General features: G+C 52.1%; 19 protein-coding genes. 10 read left to right on the top strand and 9 right to left on the bottom strand.

The genetic code is table 11. The features are described from left to right. Positions 1-127 precede the first annotated feature (127 nt). Complete coding sequence (locus tag EL645_RS25585) at positions 128-532, bottom strand: VOC family protein (protein WP_126553483.1); 405 nt, start codon at positions 530-532, stop codon at positions 128-130. A 325-nt stretch (positions 533-857) separates the two neighbouring features. On the opposite strand from EL645_RS25585, the gene EL645_RS25580 reads away from it, so the two are divergent. Continuing rightward, positions 858-2,870 carry a DUF5054 domain-containing protein gene (locus tag EL645_RS25580; RefSeq protein ID WP_126553481.1) on the top strand — a complete coding sequence of 671 codons (2,013 nt, stop codon included), beginning with the start codon at positions 858-860 and terminating at the stop codon, positions 2,868-2,870. Positions 2,871-3,059: 189 nt separating this feature from the next. On the opposite strand, the gene EL645_RS25575 is transcribed toward EL645_RS25580, so the two are convergent. From EL645_RS25575 to EL645_RS39595, 3 genes are all read right to left on the bottom strand, one after another. Next, a complete protein-coding gene (locus EL645_RS25575; RefSeq protein ID WP_126553479.1) occupies positions 3,060-3,425 on the bottom strand; it encodes a hypothetical protein in 366 nt (121 codons plus the stop codon). A 1,074-nt stretch (positions 3,426-4,499) separates the two neighbouring features. Further along, positions 4,500-5,126: a nitroreductase family protein gene (locus EL645_RS25570; protein ID WP_218032011.1), complete on the bottom strand. Its 627-nt coding sequence runs from the start codon at positions 5,124-5,126 to the stop codon at positions 4,500-4,502. Between the two features lie 754 nt (positions 5,127-5,880). After that, on the bottom strand, positions 5,881-6,030 hold the full coding sequence (locus tag EL645_RS39595; RefSeq protein ID WP_161977687.1) for a hypothetical protein: 150 nt from the start codon (positions 6,028-6,030) through the stop codon (positions 5,881-5,883). A gap of 550 nt (positions 6,031-6,580) precedes the next feature. Between EL645_RS39595 and msrA the strand changes: the two genes are divergently transcribed. From msrA to EL645_RS25555, 3 genes are all read left to right on the top strand, one after another. Further along, positions 6,581-7,129, top strand: a complete 549-nt coding sequence (gene msrA, locus EL645_RS25565; RefSeq protein ID WP_126553477.1) for a peptide-methionine (S)-S-oxide reductase MsrA — start codon at positions 6,581-6,583, stop codon at positions 7,127-7,129. 565 nt (positions 7,130-7,694) lie between these two features. Next, positions 7,695-8,669, top strand: coding sequence for a PAS domain-containing protein (locus tag EL645_RS25560; protein ID WP_126553475.1), 975 nt, complete (start codon positions 7,695-7,697; stop codon positions 8,667-8,669). Between the two features lie 72 nt (positions 8,670-8,741). Continuing rightward, entirely contained in the window at positions 8,742-9,962 is a 1,221-nt protein-coding gene (locus EL645_RS25555; protein WP_126553473.1) for a sensor histidine kinase, read from the top strand. Between the two features lie 12 nt (positions 9,963-9,974). Here EL645_RS25555 and asnB read toward each other — a convergent pair whose 3' ends face one another. Beyond that, entirely contained in the window at positions 9,975-11,816 is a 1,842-nt protein-coding gene (gene asnB, locus EL645_RS25550; RefSeq protein WP_126553471.1) for an asparagine synthase (glutamine-hydrolyzing), read from the bottom strand. A gap of 407 nt (positions 11,817-12,223) precedes the next feature. On the opposite strand from asnB, the gene EL645_RS25545 reads away from it, so the two are divergent. The 3 genes from EL645_RS25545 (at position 12,224) to EL645_RS38920 (ending at position 14,926) form a co-directional block, all read left to right on the top strand. After that, complete coding sequence (locus EL645_RS25545) at positions 12,224-12,655, top strand: DUF4231 domain-containing protein (RefSeq protein ID WP_126553469.1); 432 nt, start codon at positions 12,224-12,226, stop codon at positions 12,653-12,655. 42 nt (positions 12,656-12,697) lie between these two features. Then, complete coding sequence (locus tag EL645_RS25540) at positions 12,698-13,429, top strand: serine/threonine-protein kinase (protein WP_161977686.1); 732 nt, start codon at positions 12,698-12,700, stop codon at positions 13,427-13,429. A gap of 1,308 nt (positions 13,430-14,737) precedes the next feature. Continuing rightward, positions 14,738-14,926: a hypothetical protein gene (locus EL645_RS38920; protein ID WP_136625293.1), complete on the top strand. Its 189-nt coding sequence runs from the start codon at positions 14,738-14,740 to the stop codon at positions 14,924-14,926. A gap of 113 nt (positions 14,927-15,039) precedes the next feature. On the opposite strand, the gene EL645_RS25525 is transcribed toward EL645_RS38920, so the two are convergent. Then, a complete protein-coding gene (locus tag EL645_RS25525; RefSeq protein ID WP_126553461.1) occupies positions 15,040-15,381 on the bottom strand; it encodes a sensor histidine kinase in 342 nt (113 codons plus the stop codon). Positions 15,382-15,569: 188 nt separating this feature from the next. Between EL645_RS25525 and EL645_RS39590 the strand changes: the two genes are divergently transcribed. Continuing rightward, positions 15,570-15,725 carry a hypothetical protein gene (locus EL645_RS39590; RefSeq protein WP_161977684.1) on the top strand — a complete coding sequence of 52 codons (156 nt, stop codon included), beginning with the start codon at positions 15,570-15,572 and terminating at the stop codon, positions 15,723-15,725. On the opposite strand, the gene EL645_RS25520 is transcribed toward EL645_RS39590, so the two are convergent. Together EL645_RS25520 and EL645_RS25515 are read right to left on the bottom strand one after the other, a co-directional pair. Continuing rightward, positions 15,722-16,264, bottom strand: a complete 543-nt coding sequence (locus EL645_RS25520) for a DUF4118 domain-containing protein (RefSeq protein WP_126553459.1) — start codon at positions 16,262-16,264, stop codon at positions 15,722-15,724. The genes EL645_RS39590 and EL645_RS25520 overlap by 4 nt on opposite strands. 393 nt (positions 16,265-16,657) lie before the next feature. Further along, on the bottom strand, positions 16,658-17,116 hold the full coding sequence (locus tag EL645_RS25515) for an NHL repeat-containing protein (protein ID WP_126553457.1): 459 nt from the start codon (positions 17,114-17,116) through the stop codon (positions 16,658-16,660). 327 nt (positions 17,117-17,443) lie between these two features. Here EL645_RS25515 and EL645_RS25510 point away from each other — a divergent pair, with 327 nt between their 5' ends. Further along, positions 17,444-18,013, top strand: a complete 570-nt coding sequence (locus tag EL645_RS25510) for a hypothetical protein (RefSeq protein WP_126553455.1) — start codon at positions 17,444-17,446, stop codon at positions 18,011-18,013. A gap of 23 nt (positions 18,014-18,036) precedes the next feature. Here the strand turns inward: EL645_RS25510 and EL645_RS25505 are convergent, their stop codons facing one another. Next, a complete protein-coding gene (locus EL645_RS25505) occupies positions 18,037-19,224 on the bottom strand; it encodes a cytochrome P450 (RefSeq protein ID WP_126553453.1) in 1,188 nt (395 codons plus the stop codon). A gap of 770 nt (positions 19,225-19,994) precedes the next feature. Here EL645_RS25505 and EL645_RS25500 point away from each other — a divergent pair. After that, positions 19,995-20,570 (top strand): ABC transporter permease, encoded by a 576-nt coding sequence (locus EL645_RS25500; protein ID WP_126553451.1) that lies wholly within the window; start codon positions 19,995-19,997, stop codon positions 20,568-20,570. The last annotated feature ends 7 nt before the right edge of the window (positions 20,571-20,577 follow it).

The following is a 20,577-nucleotide window of genomic DNA, read 5'->3' as shown; positions in this document are numbered from 1 at the left end:
TTGCTGCTTTTTCATGCGAGAAAGGATCAAGCGGGGACAAGCCCCGCACGTACAGATCTTTATTATTGTTGCTTTTTCATGCGAGAAAATGAAAAGTATTGGAGGCAAGCCCTGCAAGTACAGATGGTCATTCCAGGTTCAATTGCCATGAGACGCCGTATTTATCGGCTACCCAGCCGAACTTTTCGCTAAATGGGTAGCGCGATAGCGGCATCAATACCTGGCCGTCTTGAGATAACTTCTCAAAGAGCTGATCAATCTCCGCTTCAGTATTACAGCCAACAAATAATGAGATGGAGGGCGTAAAGGTAAAGCCATGCTCCACATTGCTGTCCATACACATAAAGACCTGCCCATAGAGTGAAAAGGTAGCGTGCGCTACGGTTCCCTCAGTACCAGATTCGTTGGCTCCATAGCGCTGAACGTTCAGTATTTCTGCCTGCTCAAATACTGATACATAATAATTCATAGCCTCTTCAGCTTTGCCAGTAAACATCAAAAAGGTGGTGATCTTCTGCTTTGCATGTTCCATGTAAAACTCTCCTTCGTACAATCTTCGTATAAAATGTGGTTGCTATCGTTACCAAGCAAGAGCTTTTTTGACGGCCTTGATAAAATCAATACATACGTTTCTTTTGTATTCTGTTTAGCATAGCATGAAAAAGGCAAAAAAACTTCTCGGATCTTGCGCTTAGTTGATTCAACCATTGGCAGCAACCATATTGATCATCTATAATGCATGACAAAGAGAGTTTTATGCATAGCTGTAGATTCAGCCAGTAGGATCTCTTTTTTGCCTGAGCACCACTTTTATATCTGGTGCACCCATTCAACTCTCTAGAAAAGAGAAACAACGTATGCCATCCGCTCATCCTCTACGTATTCACCTGATTTTCAAAACCCACCTGGATGTTGGCTTTACCGAGCTGGCTGAAGATGTCAAGCGGCGCTATTTTACGTCGTTCTTTCCTCAGGCGATGGAGACCGCTCGCCAGCTGCGCGAGCGCGGCGGCCCTGAAAGGTTTATCTGGACAACCGGCTCCTGGATTCTTTCCGAATATCTGGCCCAGGCATCAGCATCTGAGCGTGTACAGATCGAGCAGGCCATTGCGCAGGGGGACCTGGTCTGGCATGGTCTGCCTTTTACGCTGCACAGCGAGTTGCTGGATGGTTCTCTCTTTGAATATGGCTTGAGCCTTTTCCAGGCCCTGGATCAGCGCTTTGGGAAGACGACCCTGGCGGCAAAGATGACCGATGTGCCTGGCCATACACGCGGGATCGTTCCGCTACTGGCCCAGGCGAAGATCCAGTTTCTGCACATTGGCGTCAACGCCGCATCGACAAATCCCGATGTACCCTGCCTCTTCACCTGGCGCACCAGTAGCGGACAGGATTTAATGGTGCTGTACCAGCCTGGCTCTTATGGTGATCTCATGGAGGTGCCAGATCTACCGCTCGCGCTGGCGTTTGCCCATACCCAGGACAACATAGGACCCCAGACCAGTGAGCAGGTACTGGCCGCTTTTGAGCAACTACGCGCCCAACATCCAGATGCCGAGATCTTTGCGTCGACGCTGGATGCATTCACCCAGGAACTGCTGCCCTTTAAGGATCAGCTGCCAGTGGTGAGCGGGGAGCTGGGTGATACCTGGATTCATGGTGTGGGAAGCGATCCATTGAAGGTGGCTCAATTCCGCACCCTGAGCCGCCTGCGCCGCCAATGGATCTCTGAAGGGCGCCTGAGCACAACGGATGAGCGCTATCAAGGCATGAGCGGTGCGCTACTCCTGGTTCCCGAGCATACCTGGGGTCTGGATGAGAAGACCTACCTGGATGATTATACCCGCTATACGCCGGCCCAATTGCAGGCGATGCGGCAAGAGGAGCGCTGCCAGTTCTTTGAGTCATCCTGGCAGGAGCAGCGGGGATATATCCAGGCTGCGGTGCAGGCGCTGGGCTCATCTGCTGAGGGGGAAGAGGCGCGCCTGGCCCTGGCTGACTTACAGGCAGTACGCCCTGACCTCACCAATTACCAGCGCATCGAAGATCCAACTGCCCTGCTTGAAACACCCCATTTTGTGCTGGGCTTTAATCAGCATGGGGCCATCTCCCACCTGCAGCAGCGCTCAAACGAACGGATCTGGACCTCACACGACCACGAACTGGCGGCATTTGGATATGAGCTGTTCTCCCACCATGAATATGAGCGCTTCTGGGAGCAGTATGTGGTCAATAAAGAAGCGACCTTTGAGTGGTCGTTCAAGGACTTCACCAAACCAGGGATTGAGCAGGCGGTTGACCACTATCGGCACTGGCAGCCAACGCTGCTGGGGCTCTATCAGCAGCGCAGCGCGAATGCCAGCCATATATTATTGGAGCTGAGTATGCCGGATGAGAGCTGGCAAAAGTATGGGGCACCACATTATGTCACGGTAGAGCTGCGACTGCCGGATGCCGAGCCAGCGCTGCAGATGACGCTCCAGTGGTTTGAAAAACAGGCCAATCGCTTACCCGAGGCGCTCTGGTACTCTTTCCATCCACAGGTCTATACCGAGGGCATCTGGCAATTGCATAAGCTGGGTAGCTGGATCTCACCATTCGAAGTGATATCGAGGGGTAATCGTACCCTCCACGCGGTAGATGAAATGGGCGTGCGCTACAGCGATTTGCAGGGGCGCTTCGACCTGGAGCTGCTGGACTCCGCCCTGGTGGCTCCTGGTCGGCCCTCCTTGCTGGATTTTGCCGACCAAAAACCACAGATGGGGCAGGGATTCCACCTCAACCTCTTCAATAATGTCTGGGGCACCAATTTCCCAATGTGGTATGAAGAAGATGCGCGCCTCCGCTTCGTGCTACGTTTCGAGCTGTAGCCGTTTGCCGCGCACAGCAGCAAAAATACCTGCCACAAGTATCCTTTTGGCAGGTTGCTGCTTAGCTGGCTTGAGATCCTTGAATTAGAGAAACATTTCAACCGGTGGTGTGCTAAATAGTTGAGCTGCCTGACATCCCCATGGATGAAACACAACCACCATTAACCAGACCCCCTGCCCGTTCAAGCCTTATGCGCAAAAATCGTTCTCTGCGTTATCGCATAAAGGCACAAATGTCAATTCACCAATGCGCTCCAGTGGTTGAGATCGATTAAGAAAACTGGCTCTTCTGGACGGACGATAATATTGGGCAAAACGCAGGCAGAGATCTTTATTACGCTCATATGCCTCGGCCAGCAAGGCGCGCGCCTGCAGGCCGCCCTCAAGGGTCGCATAACAATTGTACAACAAGACTCCGTGCTCAACGGCACTTGAGTCCAATACATTTTGTACAGCGTCACGCGCCTCATCCAGGCTATCAGTCTGCAAAACGATCATAGTCGATTTGATGTTCAGGACAGGAATCAGGTCCTCATTACCTTCGATCGACGCCAAACCCATCTCCACAGATTTGTGAACAAGCTCTAGAAGTTCAGCATTGACATCTTCTAACCTAACAAGTTTTTCTCCCATTGGCATCGTCCTTTACATTTGTGCTGCATACGTCGGACAACGTCAGCCATGATGTATATATTGCTTGTCACAATAGTACAATCAATGTTCGGGTATGTCCAGCCTTTATACGTATCGCAACCAGGGAAAGAAGATATTGCTTCTCACCACACATCGAAGAGGGCATGCGTCGCCATGTATAGATGACGAGACCCTCTTGTTTCCTCCAGGTTCCTATTGATGAGTATGCTATCCCTTGATGAATAGATAGACAATGAGGAACCTTCCTGCGGGTATATACAGGTGCGCAACTTTTCTTTATCTCATCAATAATCGAGACGAAGGAGCCATGCTAAAATAACTCATTTCGCCATTTTTCTGTCCTGACAGGAAATATATAGTATTATATTCTCACCTGCGCAGACATGAACAGGGTCTTTCTGGCCGCCTCAATGGCTGATGGAGAAGAAGTATATGACAGGGCACACCCGGTTAATAACCGGTTATATTTCAGTGAATAAGCATATATTATTCCTATTATACCATTAGATTTACTTCATTAATTTGCTAAGGAAAGCTAAACAGGCCAATCCTTTAGATTGTGTCGGCCCCCCCGATTGTGTTCCGCCCATGCGGACGTGCGCTGGCGCGCCCGATTTTTTTCTTATGTGGCACAAAAGTGCGCAGGGCGCACTTTTGTGCCACATAAGAAGATTCTGTCGCTCAGGGGCCGTGGCGCTGGCAGACCGATACATTCTTAGATGGTATCGCCCCATGCCAACGGCACTCTGGGCGCACTTTTGTGCCACATAAGAAGATTCTGTCGCTCAGGGGCCGTGGCGCTGGCGCACTGATACATTCTTAGATGGTGTCGCCCCCGCACCAACGGTGCGCAGGGCGCACTTTGGCGCCATATATGAAATTTCTGTCGCTCAGGGGGCCGTGGCGCTGGCGCACTGTTTACACCACAGCAAAAATTGTGTCTGAGTGCCGTTCCCGAGCCGAGAGGTCAAAGGCTCAGGCGTTAGCGTCAGGGGCGGCCTGCTGCCAGCTACCCTCGAAGACGAATTCGTTGAGGGGTTTGCGCGCACGTGGTGCCAGCTCGCGCTCACGCAGCACAGGATGTAAGGTGTCGGGCGAGCCTGGATAGCCGATAGCAATCACAGCGACCGGTACGTACCCCTCGGGAATGTTCAGCAGTTCGCGCGCCTTGTCCACTACAAAGCCACCCATCTGGTGGGTGACCAGTCCAAGGTGGACGGCCTGGGTGACCAGGTTGCCGACGGCCATGCCCAGATCATAAAGGCTATTGTGCTCTCGGCCAGCGAAATCATAGAGTTTAGCCACGGCCACTACCAGCACCGGAGCCTCCTGCGCCCATTTGGCATTATTCTCTAGCAGGGTCTCAACGATGCGTGCATGCTCCTCAGGATGCTCCCTGGTGGCAAAGACAAAATTCCAGGGCTGGAAATTGGCGGTCGAAGCGGCCCAGCGTGCGGCCTCGAACAGGCTATGCAATTTCTCAGCCTCCACCGGACGATTGGCAAAGGCCCGTGGGCTCCAGCGCTCACTGATCAGCTCGTGGATAGGATGCTCGGCGGTAGCGGGTTTACGCAGAAAAGGTGTATCGATTGTATTAGACATAGAACAGATCCTTTCAAAAACGCATATGGTGTTGCGCTATGTTGTGGGCGCTGGCCACAAAGATAAAATTTCAATCATAGCCATGTACAAGCTATGGTATTGATGCCACGCGCCAAATATTCTTTGCATCGCCTATGTCCTACACTCCTGGTCCGCCTTTGGCTCCGCCATACTATCTACAAATAACCATAGTATGTATCTTCTCCCCAGTCGTCCTGGGAAGAAGCCTGGGACAATGTACTCCACGTATCAATGCACGCTCAGGGTTTACTCCTGAACTCTAATTATGAAAACAGCAAGCACACGCTTTGTATTCCCTTCGGAACCAATAGTCATTAAAATATAAACCCAACCATAAATCTGGTGACGATTCTGCATGCATTAACACCAAGGTATGTATTACCCCTCGCCAAAGAACATCCGCGACAAAAGAGGAAAAAGCCCAAAGAAACACGATCTGTACGTGCGGGGCTTGCCCCCGCTTAATCCGTTATTTCTCGAAAAGCAACAAAAATAACGCCATGCTCTCATCTAAATAGCTGCGAATCCTTTTTATGGTGACTTTTCGAGCAAAGGGTTTAAAAGCGGGGCAAGCCCCAATACCGTTTAGATAAGAAAAACTCAAACATGGGGGGCATCGGATATCGGCCTGGCTTTCCAGGCCAGAGGTGGCCTCTCGACAGCATGCGGCAGATGGACCTCATTGTTTCTGGGCTCCACTGCTTCTGAACGACCTGGATGAGGACAAGCCCCTCTACCGTTCATTGAGCAACCAGGCAGCAATAAGAACGAATGGTATAGGTTCGGCCCTCAGCGGCCGATTGCCACCCCGGTAGGGTGGTCCGGTCTCCTCACCACGCGGTTGCTTGTCTCTGAGACCTCGCGCCACGCGGTGCCCAAACACGGACCCTCCTTTTGGGCACCGCATGAAGGAAAGGATCATGCCACGAGGCACCCTATCGCGGGATACTGGGCCGCCAGCTCTGCGGAGGGCGGCAATCGGCCGCTGAGGGCCGAACCTATGCAATTCGTTCTTCTTGTTGTTCTTTCGTATGGGAAGGGGAAAAAGGGGGCAGGCTCCAATCCCATGCTTCTGAGCTCAAATTCTTCTTAACTACATGGTATTGGGGCAAGCCCCGCACGTACTGATCGTTGTTATTGTTGCGCTCAGTCGCTTGTCTAGTTGCTAAGTGAGTTGTATTGTGCACAAGGCCGGCATGCTGCTGGGTTTACATGGCAAGGTGGTCAACAAGCCGCATGCCTATGCCGCCTACAGGGAATCGTTTCGGGTTTGGGAGGTTGGGTCGTCATGATGGGGCCGGGGCGTTTTATGAGTAAGGTAACCATAATTGTGGAACATTCAAGCTATGCCGAGTGTTTCAATAAGTGTGATAAGCTAAGCTCACACGTCAGCATTAAGCAATGCTAATAACTATAAGAAATGGAGCACATAGATGGCACAGCTTGAAACGGCGACATTGGCGAATGGATGCTTCTGGTGTACAGAGGCGGTTTTTAAACGGTTGCGAGGGATTGAGTCGGTGCAGTCGGGCTATGCGGCCTCTAAGGTTGCCAATCCTTCCTATGAGGCGGTCTGTACCGGGCGTACCGGTGCGGCAGAGGCCGTACAGATCACGTATGATCCGGCCATCATCTCCTTTGATAAGATCCTGGACATCTTCTGGCATATGCACGATCCAACGACCCTGAATCGCCAGGGCAACGATATCGGCACCCAGTATCGCTCAGGCATCTACTATCAAACTGAGGAGCAGAAGCGCCAGGCTGAAGCATCCAAGCAGGCATTGGATGCCTCAGGCACCTACAAAAACCCGGTCGTGACCGAGATTCTGCCGTTTACCAACTTCTACCCGGCCGAGGACTATCACGACGACTACTATGACCGCAATCCTAACCAGGGTTACTGCCGCTTGATTATCGACCCCAAAGTACGTAAGCTGCTCAAAGACTATCGCAACGATCTCAAAGAAACCGTCAAATAACCACCGGCAGCTATAGACGCGCTCAGCCCTCCACCGGACTCCGGTCTGGTGCGGGGGCTGAGCGCAACAAGAAACACGATCTGTCCGTGCACACGGACAGATCGTGTTTCTTGTTGCGCTCATTTCTATGAAGCGTTCATCGAAAAGCATTGGGCGTAAGTCCCGGAGTTATTAATAGAGAAAGTATAATATTATATGGGCTGGAATACATCGTCCAGATGAACGATGTGCATTCTTGACAACTATGCTACACTTATAGTGACAAGTAATAGTGTTTTTTTAAGGTAACTATCCTACCAATTACACTATATATAAAATCAGGTTACATAAAATCAGGGACTGACTTTTGGAATTGGACTTCGCCGGGTTGAAACGAAGCCGTTGAGCTTGGCGTATAAGTAGCATAAATGCAATCATTTTTTCATCCATTTCGATTTTTTGTCGTGACCCGTTGCTGAGCTAGAATGTCGCAGGTCTCTTCCTTGCTTGACGAGCATAGAGGTTTCGCTACCACATGTTTGCTTCACTGGCGGGTGCTTATGCTGTCTTATAATGGAAGTTGTATATGAATGAATCCACCCACTCTTCTGCTGACACAGCAGACTCTTCTGAGCATCAGCGGTCGGGGGCCACTAGCGATCAGGGTGCGCGCCTGGCGTCCCTGGCTCAAGAGGTCTGGGATGTGCTCTGGCTCTTGACTCCTGATGGGCGGATGCAAGTTGTCGAGCGCTGGTCGACTTTTACCGGCCAGACCGCCACAGAGGCAGCTAATTATGGCTGGCTGACCGCCCTTCATCCTGATGACCGTGAGCCGTTTGAGCTCTGGCTGCAGGCTGTGCTACGCCACGGGGTAAGGGATGAGATAGAATGTCGCCTGCAACAGGCCCAGACGGCCCATGGCTTGATGCGTGTCCAGCTTGTTCCTCAGTTTACAGACGATGGCTCCATCGAGGCGTGGCTGGCCTGTGGTTTCGATATGTCCAAACAGCAGCAGCATAAGGTCTTTGGTACTGAACACTTTCAGCTGGCCATGGAGTATGGTGACATTGGCTTCTGGGATTGGGACCTGGTGCGCAACCAACTGGTCTGGTCTGCGCAGTGCAAGAGCATTTTTGGGGTGCCTATTTCGACGAAGGTAAGCTATCCTTTTTTGATGCAGTTGCTCCACCCCGCTGACCGCGATCGCGTGAACAATGAGGTTGCACATATACTGGAACACCATCTGGAATATAATACGGAGTTTCGCACTATCTGGCCGGATGATCAGAGTGTGCATTGGCTCGCCAGCCATGGTCGGGCCCTCTACGATATAGAAGGAAAACCCATCCGCCTGGTTGGAGTGGTCTATGATATTACGGACCTGAAGCGGGTTCAGGAGAGCACTAACGCGACGATGAGGCAGGTGAGCCAGTTGCTAGAAACGCTGCCCGATACCTTTGTGCATCTGGACAAACAATGGGCCTATACCTACATCAATAGCGCAGCAGAACGCGTGATCGGTAAGCCACGCGAACAGGTACTTGGCCATTCCTTCTTTTAACTCTATCCCGAAGCCAGTTATCATGATTTCATTCCATACTATCGCAAAGCTCTGGCGACCCAACAACCGGTCGTGTTTAAGGCTTTTTATCCACCCAGCCAGCGCTGGTATGAAAGCCGGGCTTATCCAGATAACGAGGGGGGAATCTCGATCTATAGCATTAACATTACCGAACAGAAACAGATCGAGAAGGCACTACAGGCCACCGAGACGAATTTCCGCCGCTTGATTGAAAGTAACCTGATCGGTATTGTGCGTGTACGTGTGGATGGTACCATCGTGGAAGCCAATGAGGCCTTTTTGTCTTTGATTGGCTATACGCAAGCCGATGTCGCGACGGGTACCCTGAACTGGAAAACGTTTACACCTCCCGAGGGCATCAATCGGAGCCTGCAGGCTATTGAGGAATTGAAGAGCACGGGCAGTTATAATCCGTTTGAGAAACAATATCAGTCGCGCGATGGCAGGCAGGTGACAATCCTGGCCGCTGGCACGATGCTGGACGATAGCAAGGATGAGTATATCTCCTATGTGGTGGATCTGACAGCCCAGAAGGAACTGGAGCAACAGAAGGATGCCTTTATCGGGGTGGTGAGCCATGAGTTGCGTACACCGCTGACCGCAATTAAGGGTAATATCCAGCTCGTCAAGCGCCAGTTGCGAGCCCTCACGCGCGCGAACCACACGATTCCAGACAATGTGGGCAAAACGATTAAGATCTCGGAGGAGCGCATCGGGCGGGCCCTGCATCAAATCGAGGTGCAGAATCGCCTGATCAATGATCTGTTGGATGTCTCACGGATCGCCTCTAATAAGCTGGAACTGGCACCACAGTTGTGCGATCTGAAACGGCTGGTCAGCGAGAGCGTGGAAGATGTGCACGCCACGGCGCTGATACGCACCATTCATCTACAACTGCCTGATCAAGATGCCGTGCTGGTCCTGGCCGATCCGGATCGCATTGGGCAAGTGATCTCTAACTATGTAACCAACGCGCTCAAGTACTCCGATACCAACGAAGAGGTCACCGTGGGGATGGATCTGGAGCCACAGAAAGTACGGGTCTGGGTCCAGGATCACGGGCCAGGCCTGAATGCGGAGGCCCGGAATCATGTCTGGGATCGCTTCTATCAGGCCAAAGATGTTCAGGTACGCAGTGGTTCAGGGGCGGGCCTGGGATTGGGCCTGCACATCTGCAAGACGTTGATTAAGCGCCATGGCGGCGATGTGGGGGTTGATAGCACTCCAGGGGAGGGCTCGACCTTCTGGTTTACCCTGCCCCTGGATATGTAGCTTTACACGGACTCAGATGAAGCTTACCTGGTAGTCTTTAAGCCAGGCTTCGAGCTGAATGATGCGCTCCAGGGGTCCGATCGCGAAGTCCTCTGCCAGCGCGGGATCTTGCCTGGTAGCGATGCCTCGATAGGCTTCGACATTGATGTATGGCCGCACGGCAGCATTGGGGTCGTTGAGAATCTGGAGGACCCAGTCGCAAACGCCCTTGACGTAGCTGGGATGCTGGGATGATGGATAAGCGCTCTTGCGCCTCATCCTGGCATCGTCAGGCAAGCTGTCCCGGAAGGCCCGGCGCAGGATGCCTTTTTCGATGTTGTCGACGGTCTTCATCTGCCAGGGAATATTCCAGACATATTCTACCAGGCGGTAATCACAGAAGGGGACGCGCACCTCAAAGCCGGTGGCCATACTCATGCGATCCTTGCGGTCAAGCAAGATGGGCAGCCAGCGCGTCAATCCCATATACATGATCTCACGCCGTTTGGCCGCTTCGGCGTCTTCACCCTCTAACCGTGGTACCTCCGTTAAGGCATCGCTATAGCGGCGTGCGAGATACTCGTATGGCTTGACCTGCTGCATTAGATCAGCGGAGAGCAGTGGTGGTAGTGAGCGCATGCCCCTGTTGCGTCCCATCATCATCAACCAGGGGAAGGTTTTGGCCGAGAGCACCTCGTCATAGAAGTACCAGGGATAGCCGCCAAACACTTCGTCGGCCGATTCGCCCGAGAGGGCAACGGTCGCATGCTCTTTCATGGCCTTGAAAATCAGGTAGAGCGAGGTCTCGATCTGCCCCAGCGCGGGCACATCGTGGGCATAGAGCGGCTTCAATAGATTTTCGAGCAATTCAGGTGTATCGACGGTGACCGTATGGTGGCGCGTCATGGCGTGCTCGGATACGCGCTGCACCCACGGCGCATCCAGGCTGGGACGCATATCATTACCAGTAAAGTACGCATCGCTTTCAGCAAAATCAATAGAATAGGTATCGAGCTGCTTCCCCTCCCGTCTAAATTCGCTGGCCGCCAGCGCCGTCAGGCCGCTGGAATCCAGTCCACCCGAGAGCATAGAGACGACGGGAACGTCGGCGATTAATTGGCGTTTTACGGTATCTTTAAGCAAGGCTTGAATATGTTGTGTGGTTGTTTCCAGATCATCGCTATGCGGTGCGCTGCGCAGGGACCAGTATTGGGTGACGCGTGTGCGCTCACGCTCAAACGCGATTTGATAGCCGGGCCGCACTTCATGGACATCGTGGTAGTAGCCAAAGCCAGGCGTGTGCACCACCGGGACGCCAAGGATATCGGCCATGCCGTCGCGATCCACCTCTGGCTTCACCAGGGGATGGGCCAGCAAGGCCTTCAACTCGGACCCAAAGATGATCGCGCTACCACGCTGAGCATAAAACAGGGGCTTGACGCCCAGGTGATCGCGGGCCAGCAAGAGGCGCTGACGCTGGTCATCCCATAGCCCAAAGGCAAAGATACCATTCAAGTGGCGAGTACACTCCTCACCCCACTCCACATAGCCATGTAAGATTACCTCGGTATCCGATTGGGTGCGAAATGTATGGCCACGCGACTCCAATTCACGGCGTAGCTCGCGGAAATTATAGATTTCGCCATTATAAGTAATCGCATAGGTATGGGCCCCCGACTCATACACCATCGGCTGCGCCCCACCAGCGGGATCGATCACCATCAAGCGCCGATGGGCAAAAGCCGCGCGCGGCGAGAGCCAGACTCCATTGGCATCCGGGCCCCGATAGCGCAACGTTGCGGCCATCGCTTCAATGACAGCACTCTGCTGCGTAACATCAACCTCCCAATCAATCCAACCTGTAATTCCACACATAGGATATCTACCTCCTGCACCTGAATCACACCATGGATTCAAGCCACGGAACAAACTAATCTACAGAAGCAGGCATTTTGTACGTCAACAACAAATCAGGCACAAGGCCCAAACATCTACGAATGACGGTTTTTGTTGCTTTTTAGAACAGCAAGCTCATACCCGCTTCGTTCTTCCCAATCATAAATGTACAACATAATTGACTCTCTTGCCTGTAAGCCTGAATACAGAATAGGGATCATTGCAGCTTGTTTTTCCTCTCTTCGTCTCTATGCTGCAAAAATGCCCCACGCCATACATAAAATAAAAGCGAACAGGCAAGGAGATAATTACATTGACATATTTCATTTTTTCGCATACTATACAGGTGTTTTTAGCGTTTCTTTAACGAGATGTATTAATGGCATATGGATCAAGAAAAATTTACTGCCTTCCTGAAAGATATCTATTATCCTAGATTGTCATTTCATCGACTCCGGGCGCGCAGAAATCATCATATCTATCTCCGGCTGCAATGGGCTATGCTCATCCTGGCACTCGCCAATGCTATCCTGGTCGCACTCCAACCATTTTTTTCCTGGATCTGGCTCAAAGTCCTGGCCATCGTGTGCGCGATCCCTGTAGCCACACTGGCCACGGTACTCAAAACCTTTAATTATCAAGAAAAATGGGCTCAGCATGGCAAGGCGTATTATGATCTCGAAAAAGAATATAATCTCTACCTGGCCGGGGCGGGAAACTATAGCACAGAGCCTGATAAAGAAGGATATTTTGTGCTTCAAGTGCAAGGAATCCTGAGTCAAGCCCTGGCAGCCAACCCATATATGACAGTACCTTAAAGAAAGCAATGATTGCAGCCTGAGACGATGAAGGATCAACGCATGGCGAAACGGATCAAAAATTACAAAATTCACCGCCTGCTAGGGCATGGCAATTCAGCCGAGGTTCACCTGGCAACAGAGATACAGAGTGGGCGTCAGGTGGCACTCAAGCTTCTACATGCCTTTATTACCGACCAAAAGGTAAAAGACAACTTTTTACATGAGGCAGATATCATCAGACGCCTGCAACATTCCTCCATTGTGCGTGTCCTGGATGCAGATTTCGATGACACCCGGCCATTCCTGGTCCTCACCTATGCTCCCAACGGCAATCTGCGCAAAAAATATCCTCGCACCACAGTCCTTCCCAATAATGACATCCTCAACTATGCGCGCAATATCGGGCAGGCGCTGGAATATGCCCACCAGCAGGATATCATCCACCGCGATGTGAAACCAGAAAACATCCTCCTGAATGAACGTAACGCGCCGCTGCTCAGTGACTTTGGCATCGCCAGAATTGCGCAACATACACTCACCCAGAGCACCCAACAGCCCGCGGGTACACCTATCTACGCGGCCCCCGAACAATTAATGGGAAAACCCAAAAAAGCCAGTGACCAGTATTCGCTGGCCATCATGATCTACGAATGGCTCTGTGGACGGCCCCATTTGAGGGCGATGATTTTACCAGGCTCTATGATGCCCATCGTTACGCGGCGGTCCCCTCGCTACGCCAACGCAATCCAAAGGTTCCCGTCACCGTCGAAGAAGTCCTGCTCCGGGCCTTAGATAAAAATTATAAGGCGAGATTTTCTAGCATCACAGATTTTATCCATGCCCTGGAGCAGGCGTTCCCTCAACCCCGGCCGGCCGGCCCTCGGAACCAGGCGACCACATATCGTGTCCCGCCACGCAGAGTCCCTGTGGAGGAGGAAGAAGTACCTGAACGACCAATGGGTAGGCTGGGACAACTCTACAATGATTTTACAAGGCTACTCCAGCGTGAACCGGATACCACCACCTATCAGAAAGAAGTTGAAGTCGATGAGGTCGATGAAGTTGATCTGCCACGCAAAGCCGAGCTCTATTCAATAGTGCAGATTGAAGATGATACAGTGCGAGCAATGATCATCGATATCAATGGAAACCAGGCAAATATCTTAGGGATAGGTCGTCAACAACTGGCTTCGAATATACTGAGCGATAACATCATCATTGACATAGCTGGAGCGACCAGCAGTTGCAATAAGGCTTTACTTGAGGCAGAAGAAATAGCTGACGAGATCATTGCTCCCAGAGCTATCCTGGGCCTCAACAGTGAATTGGTCAAATTTAACTCAATCACCGTCAGTAAACAACGACAGCAACCCACCAAACAGATTACCGAAGAAGAGGTCGAATCCTTAATCACGGCAGCGCAGGCGCGCTCACTCAAAACAGCCAAAGAGCAGATTAGTACTGAAACAGGTCGTAGTGATATCGATGTCCGGGTGACCAATGCCACCGTTACCTCGGTACGTATTGATGGGAATCAGGTGACAAACCCGCTTGGTTTTCGCGGTCGACACTTTTCATTGACGCTCTTTAGTACGTTTGCACCTCTCGCACAATTAGGCGCGATCGAAGCGGTGGCCCAGGGACTTGATCTTGCCCCGATCTCTATTGAGGCCGAGCTATATGCTCTGGCACGTTGCTTGTACCCCGATGCAAGGGCTAATAGTGGCTGTATTTTTATCAACGTCATGAGCAGCACAACCGAGATCACCCTGGTACGCGCAGCAGTGGTCGAGGAATCGCGCATCTTCGCATTCGGAGAACGGGTGTTTGGACGGCGCATCGCTACCAGCAAAGGTATTAGCCTCAGAGAGGGCAGACAATTGCTGAAGGATTATATCACCGGGCTCTGAATAAAGAAGCCCGAGAAGAGATCCAGAGGAGACTTGCACCAGAATGCCAGACCTGGATGGATAGTGTTGAGTTAATAATCGAAGAGCTGGCCAAAGGTGAACCATTGCCACTGGATATTTATACCCTGGCAATGGTGCCAAAATTCCTGATCTGGTCAGGTTACTTGACCATTTTTCGTGGACCAAACGGTTGCCATTTACACGCACGCCCACCATTCGCTTTATACTGCCAGAAATGATAAAAAGTATTCGCGACCATAAGGGGCTGCTAGAAGAACAGGATATTGTTTTGATGGCCCTGGCACATCGGGCCATCGAAATCCAAAAAGAAAAAGATGCCCCTACTACGCCCCAAAGAAGTACGCGCCTGGCCCCTTAAGAACGATGGGGATGCTAAGACGAAGGGCGCGCCCCGGTTCACGTTAAGGAACCGGGGCGCGCCCTTCGTCTTAAAGTCTATTAGGAATACGCAGCCAGCATGCCGGGATGTCTTTAAAGTGGGACGGCCGTCTCGAAGATGGGCTGCACGCACTCTTGTAGTGGCAGGGTAAACCAGAAGGTCGAGCCCTCACCGGGCTTGCTGTCAACCCCGACCTCGCCATGATGCTGCTGGATAATCCCCTTACAGATATGCAGGCCAACGCCGAGGCCGACATGGGGGACACCCGAATTGTGCTGGCTATGAATGCCAGAGACGCGGTAGAAGCGTGTCCAGATGTTCTGTTGCTCTGCTTCTGGCAGGCCCGGACCTTCATCGCGCACCGAGACTTTGACATTCTGGCCATCTTGCTCCAGGCGCACAAACACAGGCCTGTCAGGGGTGAATACTTTAATGCATTAGAGAGATAGTTGGCAATGACCTGCCCGATCCGATCCGCATCGGCACACACGATCAGCCGCTCATCTTTATTCTCATCCAGCTCAATCACGCGATTGGTGGCGATGGTGCGCTGGTTCTCAACCGCCTGGCGCACAATCTGGTTTAGCTCACACGGCGACTGTAGCAGGCGCAATTTCTGCCCATGGATACGCGAGGCATCCAGCAGATCATTCACCAGCCGGGTCTGGACGGCGGTCTGGCTATGTGCATTGGTCAGCGCTTGCTCTACCGCTCTGATAATCTGGTTATTGCGCTCCTGCTGCTCAAATCTGGATGGATCGGGTTCGTAACGCCTTAATTTGCGCTTCGCCAGCTGGACGCTGCCCTGGGACGCGGCCAGAGCGTTTTCAGTTCATGGCTTACCAGGCCAATGAACTCCTCCAGCTTCCGCTGTGCCTCCGTGGCCTCCTCGACCATCGTTTGAGCGTGCAGCCGAGCTGCCTCACGCTGATGCACCATGGCCGCGATAATGACACCGGCCAGCGCGAAGAAGAGTAGATAGATGCTACTATAGATATTTTGATGCTGAAATAATAGACCGTATGGCTCAATATAGAGAAAATCGATCACCAACAGACCCGTACAGAGGGTAAAAATCGCCGGACCAAAGCCCCAGGTAAAGGCCACACATATAATGTAGAGATTCAATAATGTGCTTGGCAAGAAGGCAGGCATATCATGGTGCCAGTGCATCAATCCAGTCACCAGACCTAAGATGGCCAGCAAAAAACCTACTAAATAACCTATGATGGGACGCTTCCATGTTGGCTGATGCCCTAATGTATACGTATGCCAATGAATTTTTATTCCCCGTGGTCTAAATCTTGTTCCGTCCATCTGCTCGGTGCTCCTCAAGCGGCTACTACCCTTCTACACAAACACATCTCCTACGATTGTTGGTTGTCGTGGTATCGATTGTAATGGGAGCTCCTTCTCCATGTCAATTTAGCAAATATGCAAATGTAAAACAATAAGTGCAATATTCGCCTCGGCCAATGCGGAAATCCTCACTTGCAAATCCCGTGCCCCCCCACTATCCCTTAAGCGAGGCCTGCATTTCCCAAGCCGATCATAAAATATAACAACCCATAGCACAGAAATCATCTCCCTACTCAAAGGTACTACCGATCGGTTTCCCACTTCCACTAATAACGTCTGATCGCTACACGCCTGGATGGTCAGTTAGCCCAGATCAGCTAAGCGCACCCATCCAGGCGCTCGTGTACTAAATCAAGCTGCGGGCAGGGTTACCCGCACCAGTTCTCCATGATCGCCATTTGCCCCATTGCCAGTAATCCAGAGCGTGCCATCAGCAGCGCTCACTATTCCTGTCGGGATCACGATACTACTCTGCAAGGGGTGTTCGGTGATTATTCCACCAGGAGTAATATAGCCCAGGCGCATAGTCTTGCCCATGGCTGGGGGTGTATCGGGAAACCAGAGATTGCCATCTGGACCAGCAATAATCTTCCCCACCGATCTGATGGTTGTTGGCAGCTGGAATACTTGTACAACGAGTTGGGTGTTAGCTACTACTGTCTTCTGGGGCGGTACAACTGTTGTTTTGCCAGGCGATCTAGCGACATTGGCAGGAGAGCCGCATCCAATCAACAGCATCAGAAGCGCTCCCAATAGCGGGACCAGGCGCGCGCGTTGGCGCACAATCATTGTTACATTAATCTGTGCCATGGGAGTTGAAGTCCCTTTCTTCCAGGGAAGACCAGCGATAGATATATCTACCGACTTATTCCTCTGAAAATGATCTTACATTGCGCACAATGTAAGATCATTTTCAGAGGAATAAGTATAACTATAGCCCATGGCCCCTTTTCTTATACATGTCATTTGCCCTATTTCTTCCCATAGATACTCGTTCAGCTTATCCTATGACATGAGGCCACAAAGAGATCGCATGCATGCATGGTGAAACCAGCATGTCCCTTATACCGTGTTGGTTGATGCAGGTAGCTCCAGACGTCACTGAGCAATTATTCTCATGAAGGGGGTGCAGCCATTATGGTCGAAGGTACACTTGTCAAGAGTAAAGGCAGTCCGGCCCTGGGGCACGGATTCTTATTTGGACTTGTGCTGGGCGTTATCCAGATCGTCCTGGGGCTGCTGGTGAGTAATCTTCATCAACCAGCTTTGACTTTACCATTGAGTCTGGTCGGCGTGCTTTTCGCACTCTTTTTCTATTTTTTGGCCGGTGTGCGGGCAAGCCAGAGCACTGGTCGCGTGGGCACCGGGGCCTTTGCAGGCCTGTGGACCGCGATTATCAGTGCTCTCGTCTCCTTGATCGGAGCATATTCCCTGGCAACGGTCAATATCAATACATTTCGAGAGCTACAACGGGTTGTGATAGAGGATGCCGCCAAACGCCTCAACCAGCCTGTACCTGCCACCGCCGAACAGTTTCTCTTCGGAGCCGTCAATGCCTCGGGCCTGGGTAGCTTTACCCTTTCACTCTTGCTCGGCCTGCTGATTGGCGCCCTGGGTGGACTGATCGGTCGCGGCAAAACCTCGCGCTATAGCCGCATCTATGATGCAGCCCGTCCCGCGGCGTCGGCCACCCCCAAGCATAGCTAGATCAGAATGATAGGCCGCTCGCTTCAAAATTCGAGCGGCAGGTGCCTGACACCATAGACGGCTCCGCCTTCTATCCATTGCAGCGGCTCTCTGCGCACACGGTGCAGGGCAGGAAACTGTTGCCACAACATGGGAAGGGCGGTACTGGCCTCTAAGCGGGCCAATGGTGCTCCCAGACAGCTGTGAATACCTCGTCCAAAGGTAAGATGGGGATTAGGGGTACGCTGGATATTAAAGTGGTCGGGATAGGGGAAAAGCTCGGCATCCCGATTGGCCGAGGCGATCCAGACGCGAATAGATTGGCCGGCCGGGATCTGCTTGCCACCCACCATGACCTCTCCGGTTGTGCGCCGGGTTACGCCCAGCAGCGGTGGACTGTAGCGAAGAATCTCTTCAATGGCCGTGGACCACAGGTCGGGCTCGCGCCGCAGTCGCTCAGCATCCCTGGGATATTCATCCAGGCAGAGGATGGCGTTACCGAGCAGGTTGACGGTCGTCTCGTAGCCGGCGGCCCAGAATAAGAAGCAGAAACCCACCAGTTGTTCTTCATTGAAACGCTTTCCAGCAACTTCGGCCACCAATAACTGGCTGATCAGATCATGCTGCGGCATCCGCCTGCGCTCCTGGAGCAACACCAGCAGGCTCTCACGCATCGCCTGCCGGGCCGCTACCGCCCGCTGGTAGGGCTCATCTTGCTCGCTCTGACTCTCGTCACGCTCATGCTGACGAAAAAACATGCTGTCAGACCAGTGGCGAAAGGCTGGCCGTTGCTCCACTGGGATACCCAGCAGCTCGCTGATAACCTTCATCGCCAATGGATAGGCGAAATCTTGAATCGCGTCCATATAGCCAGCCGGACGTACTTTATCCAGCAGATCCTGTGTAATCGCACGCACCCGGGGTGCCAGCAGTTCCACGCTCTGCTGAGTAAACACCTGCGCTACCAGCGAGCGCAATAGCTGATGCTCCGGAGGGTCCTGCGCAATCATCGTCGAAGCCAGCAGGACCGCCCCAATCGGTCCTCCACGTTCTAAGTCTGACGAAAAGCTGGCCGCATCCTCCAACACCTGCACAGCATCCCGATAGCCAAAGATATGCCACTTATTCGTTGTTGGCTCATACGTGACTGGACCAGTCGCACGCATAGATTCCAACCAGGCAAACAATTCTTGCGTCCCATGCAACGAAGCGGGCAGGATAAGAGAGCGCATACTATCAGCCTTTCGTATATAATGAAGAACACCTTACTTCAGTCAGGCCTTTTTTCGAGTAAACAGCCACAAATTGATACAAAATAACACACACAGACATATAGACACATCGTACCACCGCTCGTCAATTTTAGGAGATAGCTAGATCCATTAAACCAGACAATCATATTCCACCAACACCATTTCCCCCAAACCCGTCATTGGTACTTCCGCACAATGCTCCATTGCTTCTGAACGACCTGGATGAGGACAAGCCCTTATACCCTCCCCACACAACCAGGCAGCAAGAACGGCGATGCGCATAGGTTCGGCCCTCAGCGGCCGATTGCCGCCCCGGTAGGGCGGCCCGGTATCCTCACCACGTGGTTACTTGTCTCTGACACCTCGGCCCACACGGTGCCCAAAAGGATGGTCCGTGTTTGGGCACCGCGTAAAGGAAAAGGCGATGCCACAGGGTGCCTAAGCGCTAGGATACGGGGCCGCCGGCTCTGCGGAGGGCGGCAAGCGAGGGCAAGCCTCGCACCTACAGGGCCGAACCTATGCGCATCGTTGTTCTTGTTGCCTGGTTTGTTGTGGGGAGGGTAAAAAAGGGGCGGGCTCCAATCCCATGTTTCTGAACTCAAATTCTTCGTATCGCAACGGTATTGAGCTCCCGCACGCAAACACATCACACAGCCCGATAAAAAAAGGAAGACAATTTTATTGTGCCCCTTCAATAGCGTCTTTTCAAGTAGAGCTTTATTATTGATCTTCTCATAAAGGAGCAGGTAGTGTATCACCCTAGAAATATTTCCGGTGGTTTCGTCTTGATCGGATTGGCACTAGCTATCATTATTGGGCACGGCCTTTTTCTCCCCATTTTCTTTACCGGACTGGCTTTCGCGGCCCTGTTTGGCGCCTGGGGCATGTCTTACCGCGGCGCCCGCTATGGCGGCATCAACGGCTTTGTCTGGTTTATGACCCTGGCACTCTGCTTCCTGACCGGTATGTGGACATTGATATTGTTAGGTATAGGCTTATCAATTGTACTGGGAGCGTTCCGCAATCCCATTAACAATCAACTCAACAGCTGGAACCTGGGACCGAGATCCTACCAGCCACAAGCTCCTTATCAGAACTATCAGCAACCCAACCCTCCCTATCAGCAACCCAATCCCACTTACCAGCAACCACCGCAGACGCCTCAGGAGCGTCCCTACAACGAAGGTTATACCCCACCAGTGCGCCCGGCCGAGCAGCCTCCTATTGAGAGGCCTCCCGTTGAAACTGATGATCCATATGGAGCCCAACAACAATATAACCAACCACAATCGCAATATCCTCAACAGCTACCGCCGCAGGAATAAATAGCTT

This window comes from Dictyobacter kobayashii, assembly GCF_003967555.1.
Taxonomy (GTDB): Bacteria; Chloroflexota; Ktedonobacteria; order Ktedonobacterales; family Ktedonobacteraceae; genus Dictyobacter; species Dictyobacter kobayashii.
The sequence above is the reverse complement of the archived record's forward strand: the minus strand, read 5'-3'. Positions and strand labels throughout refer to the sequence as shown.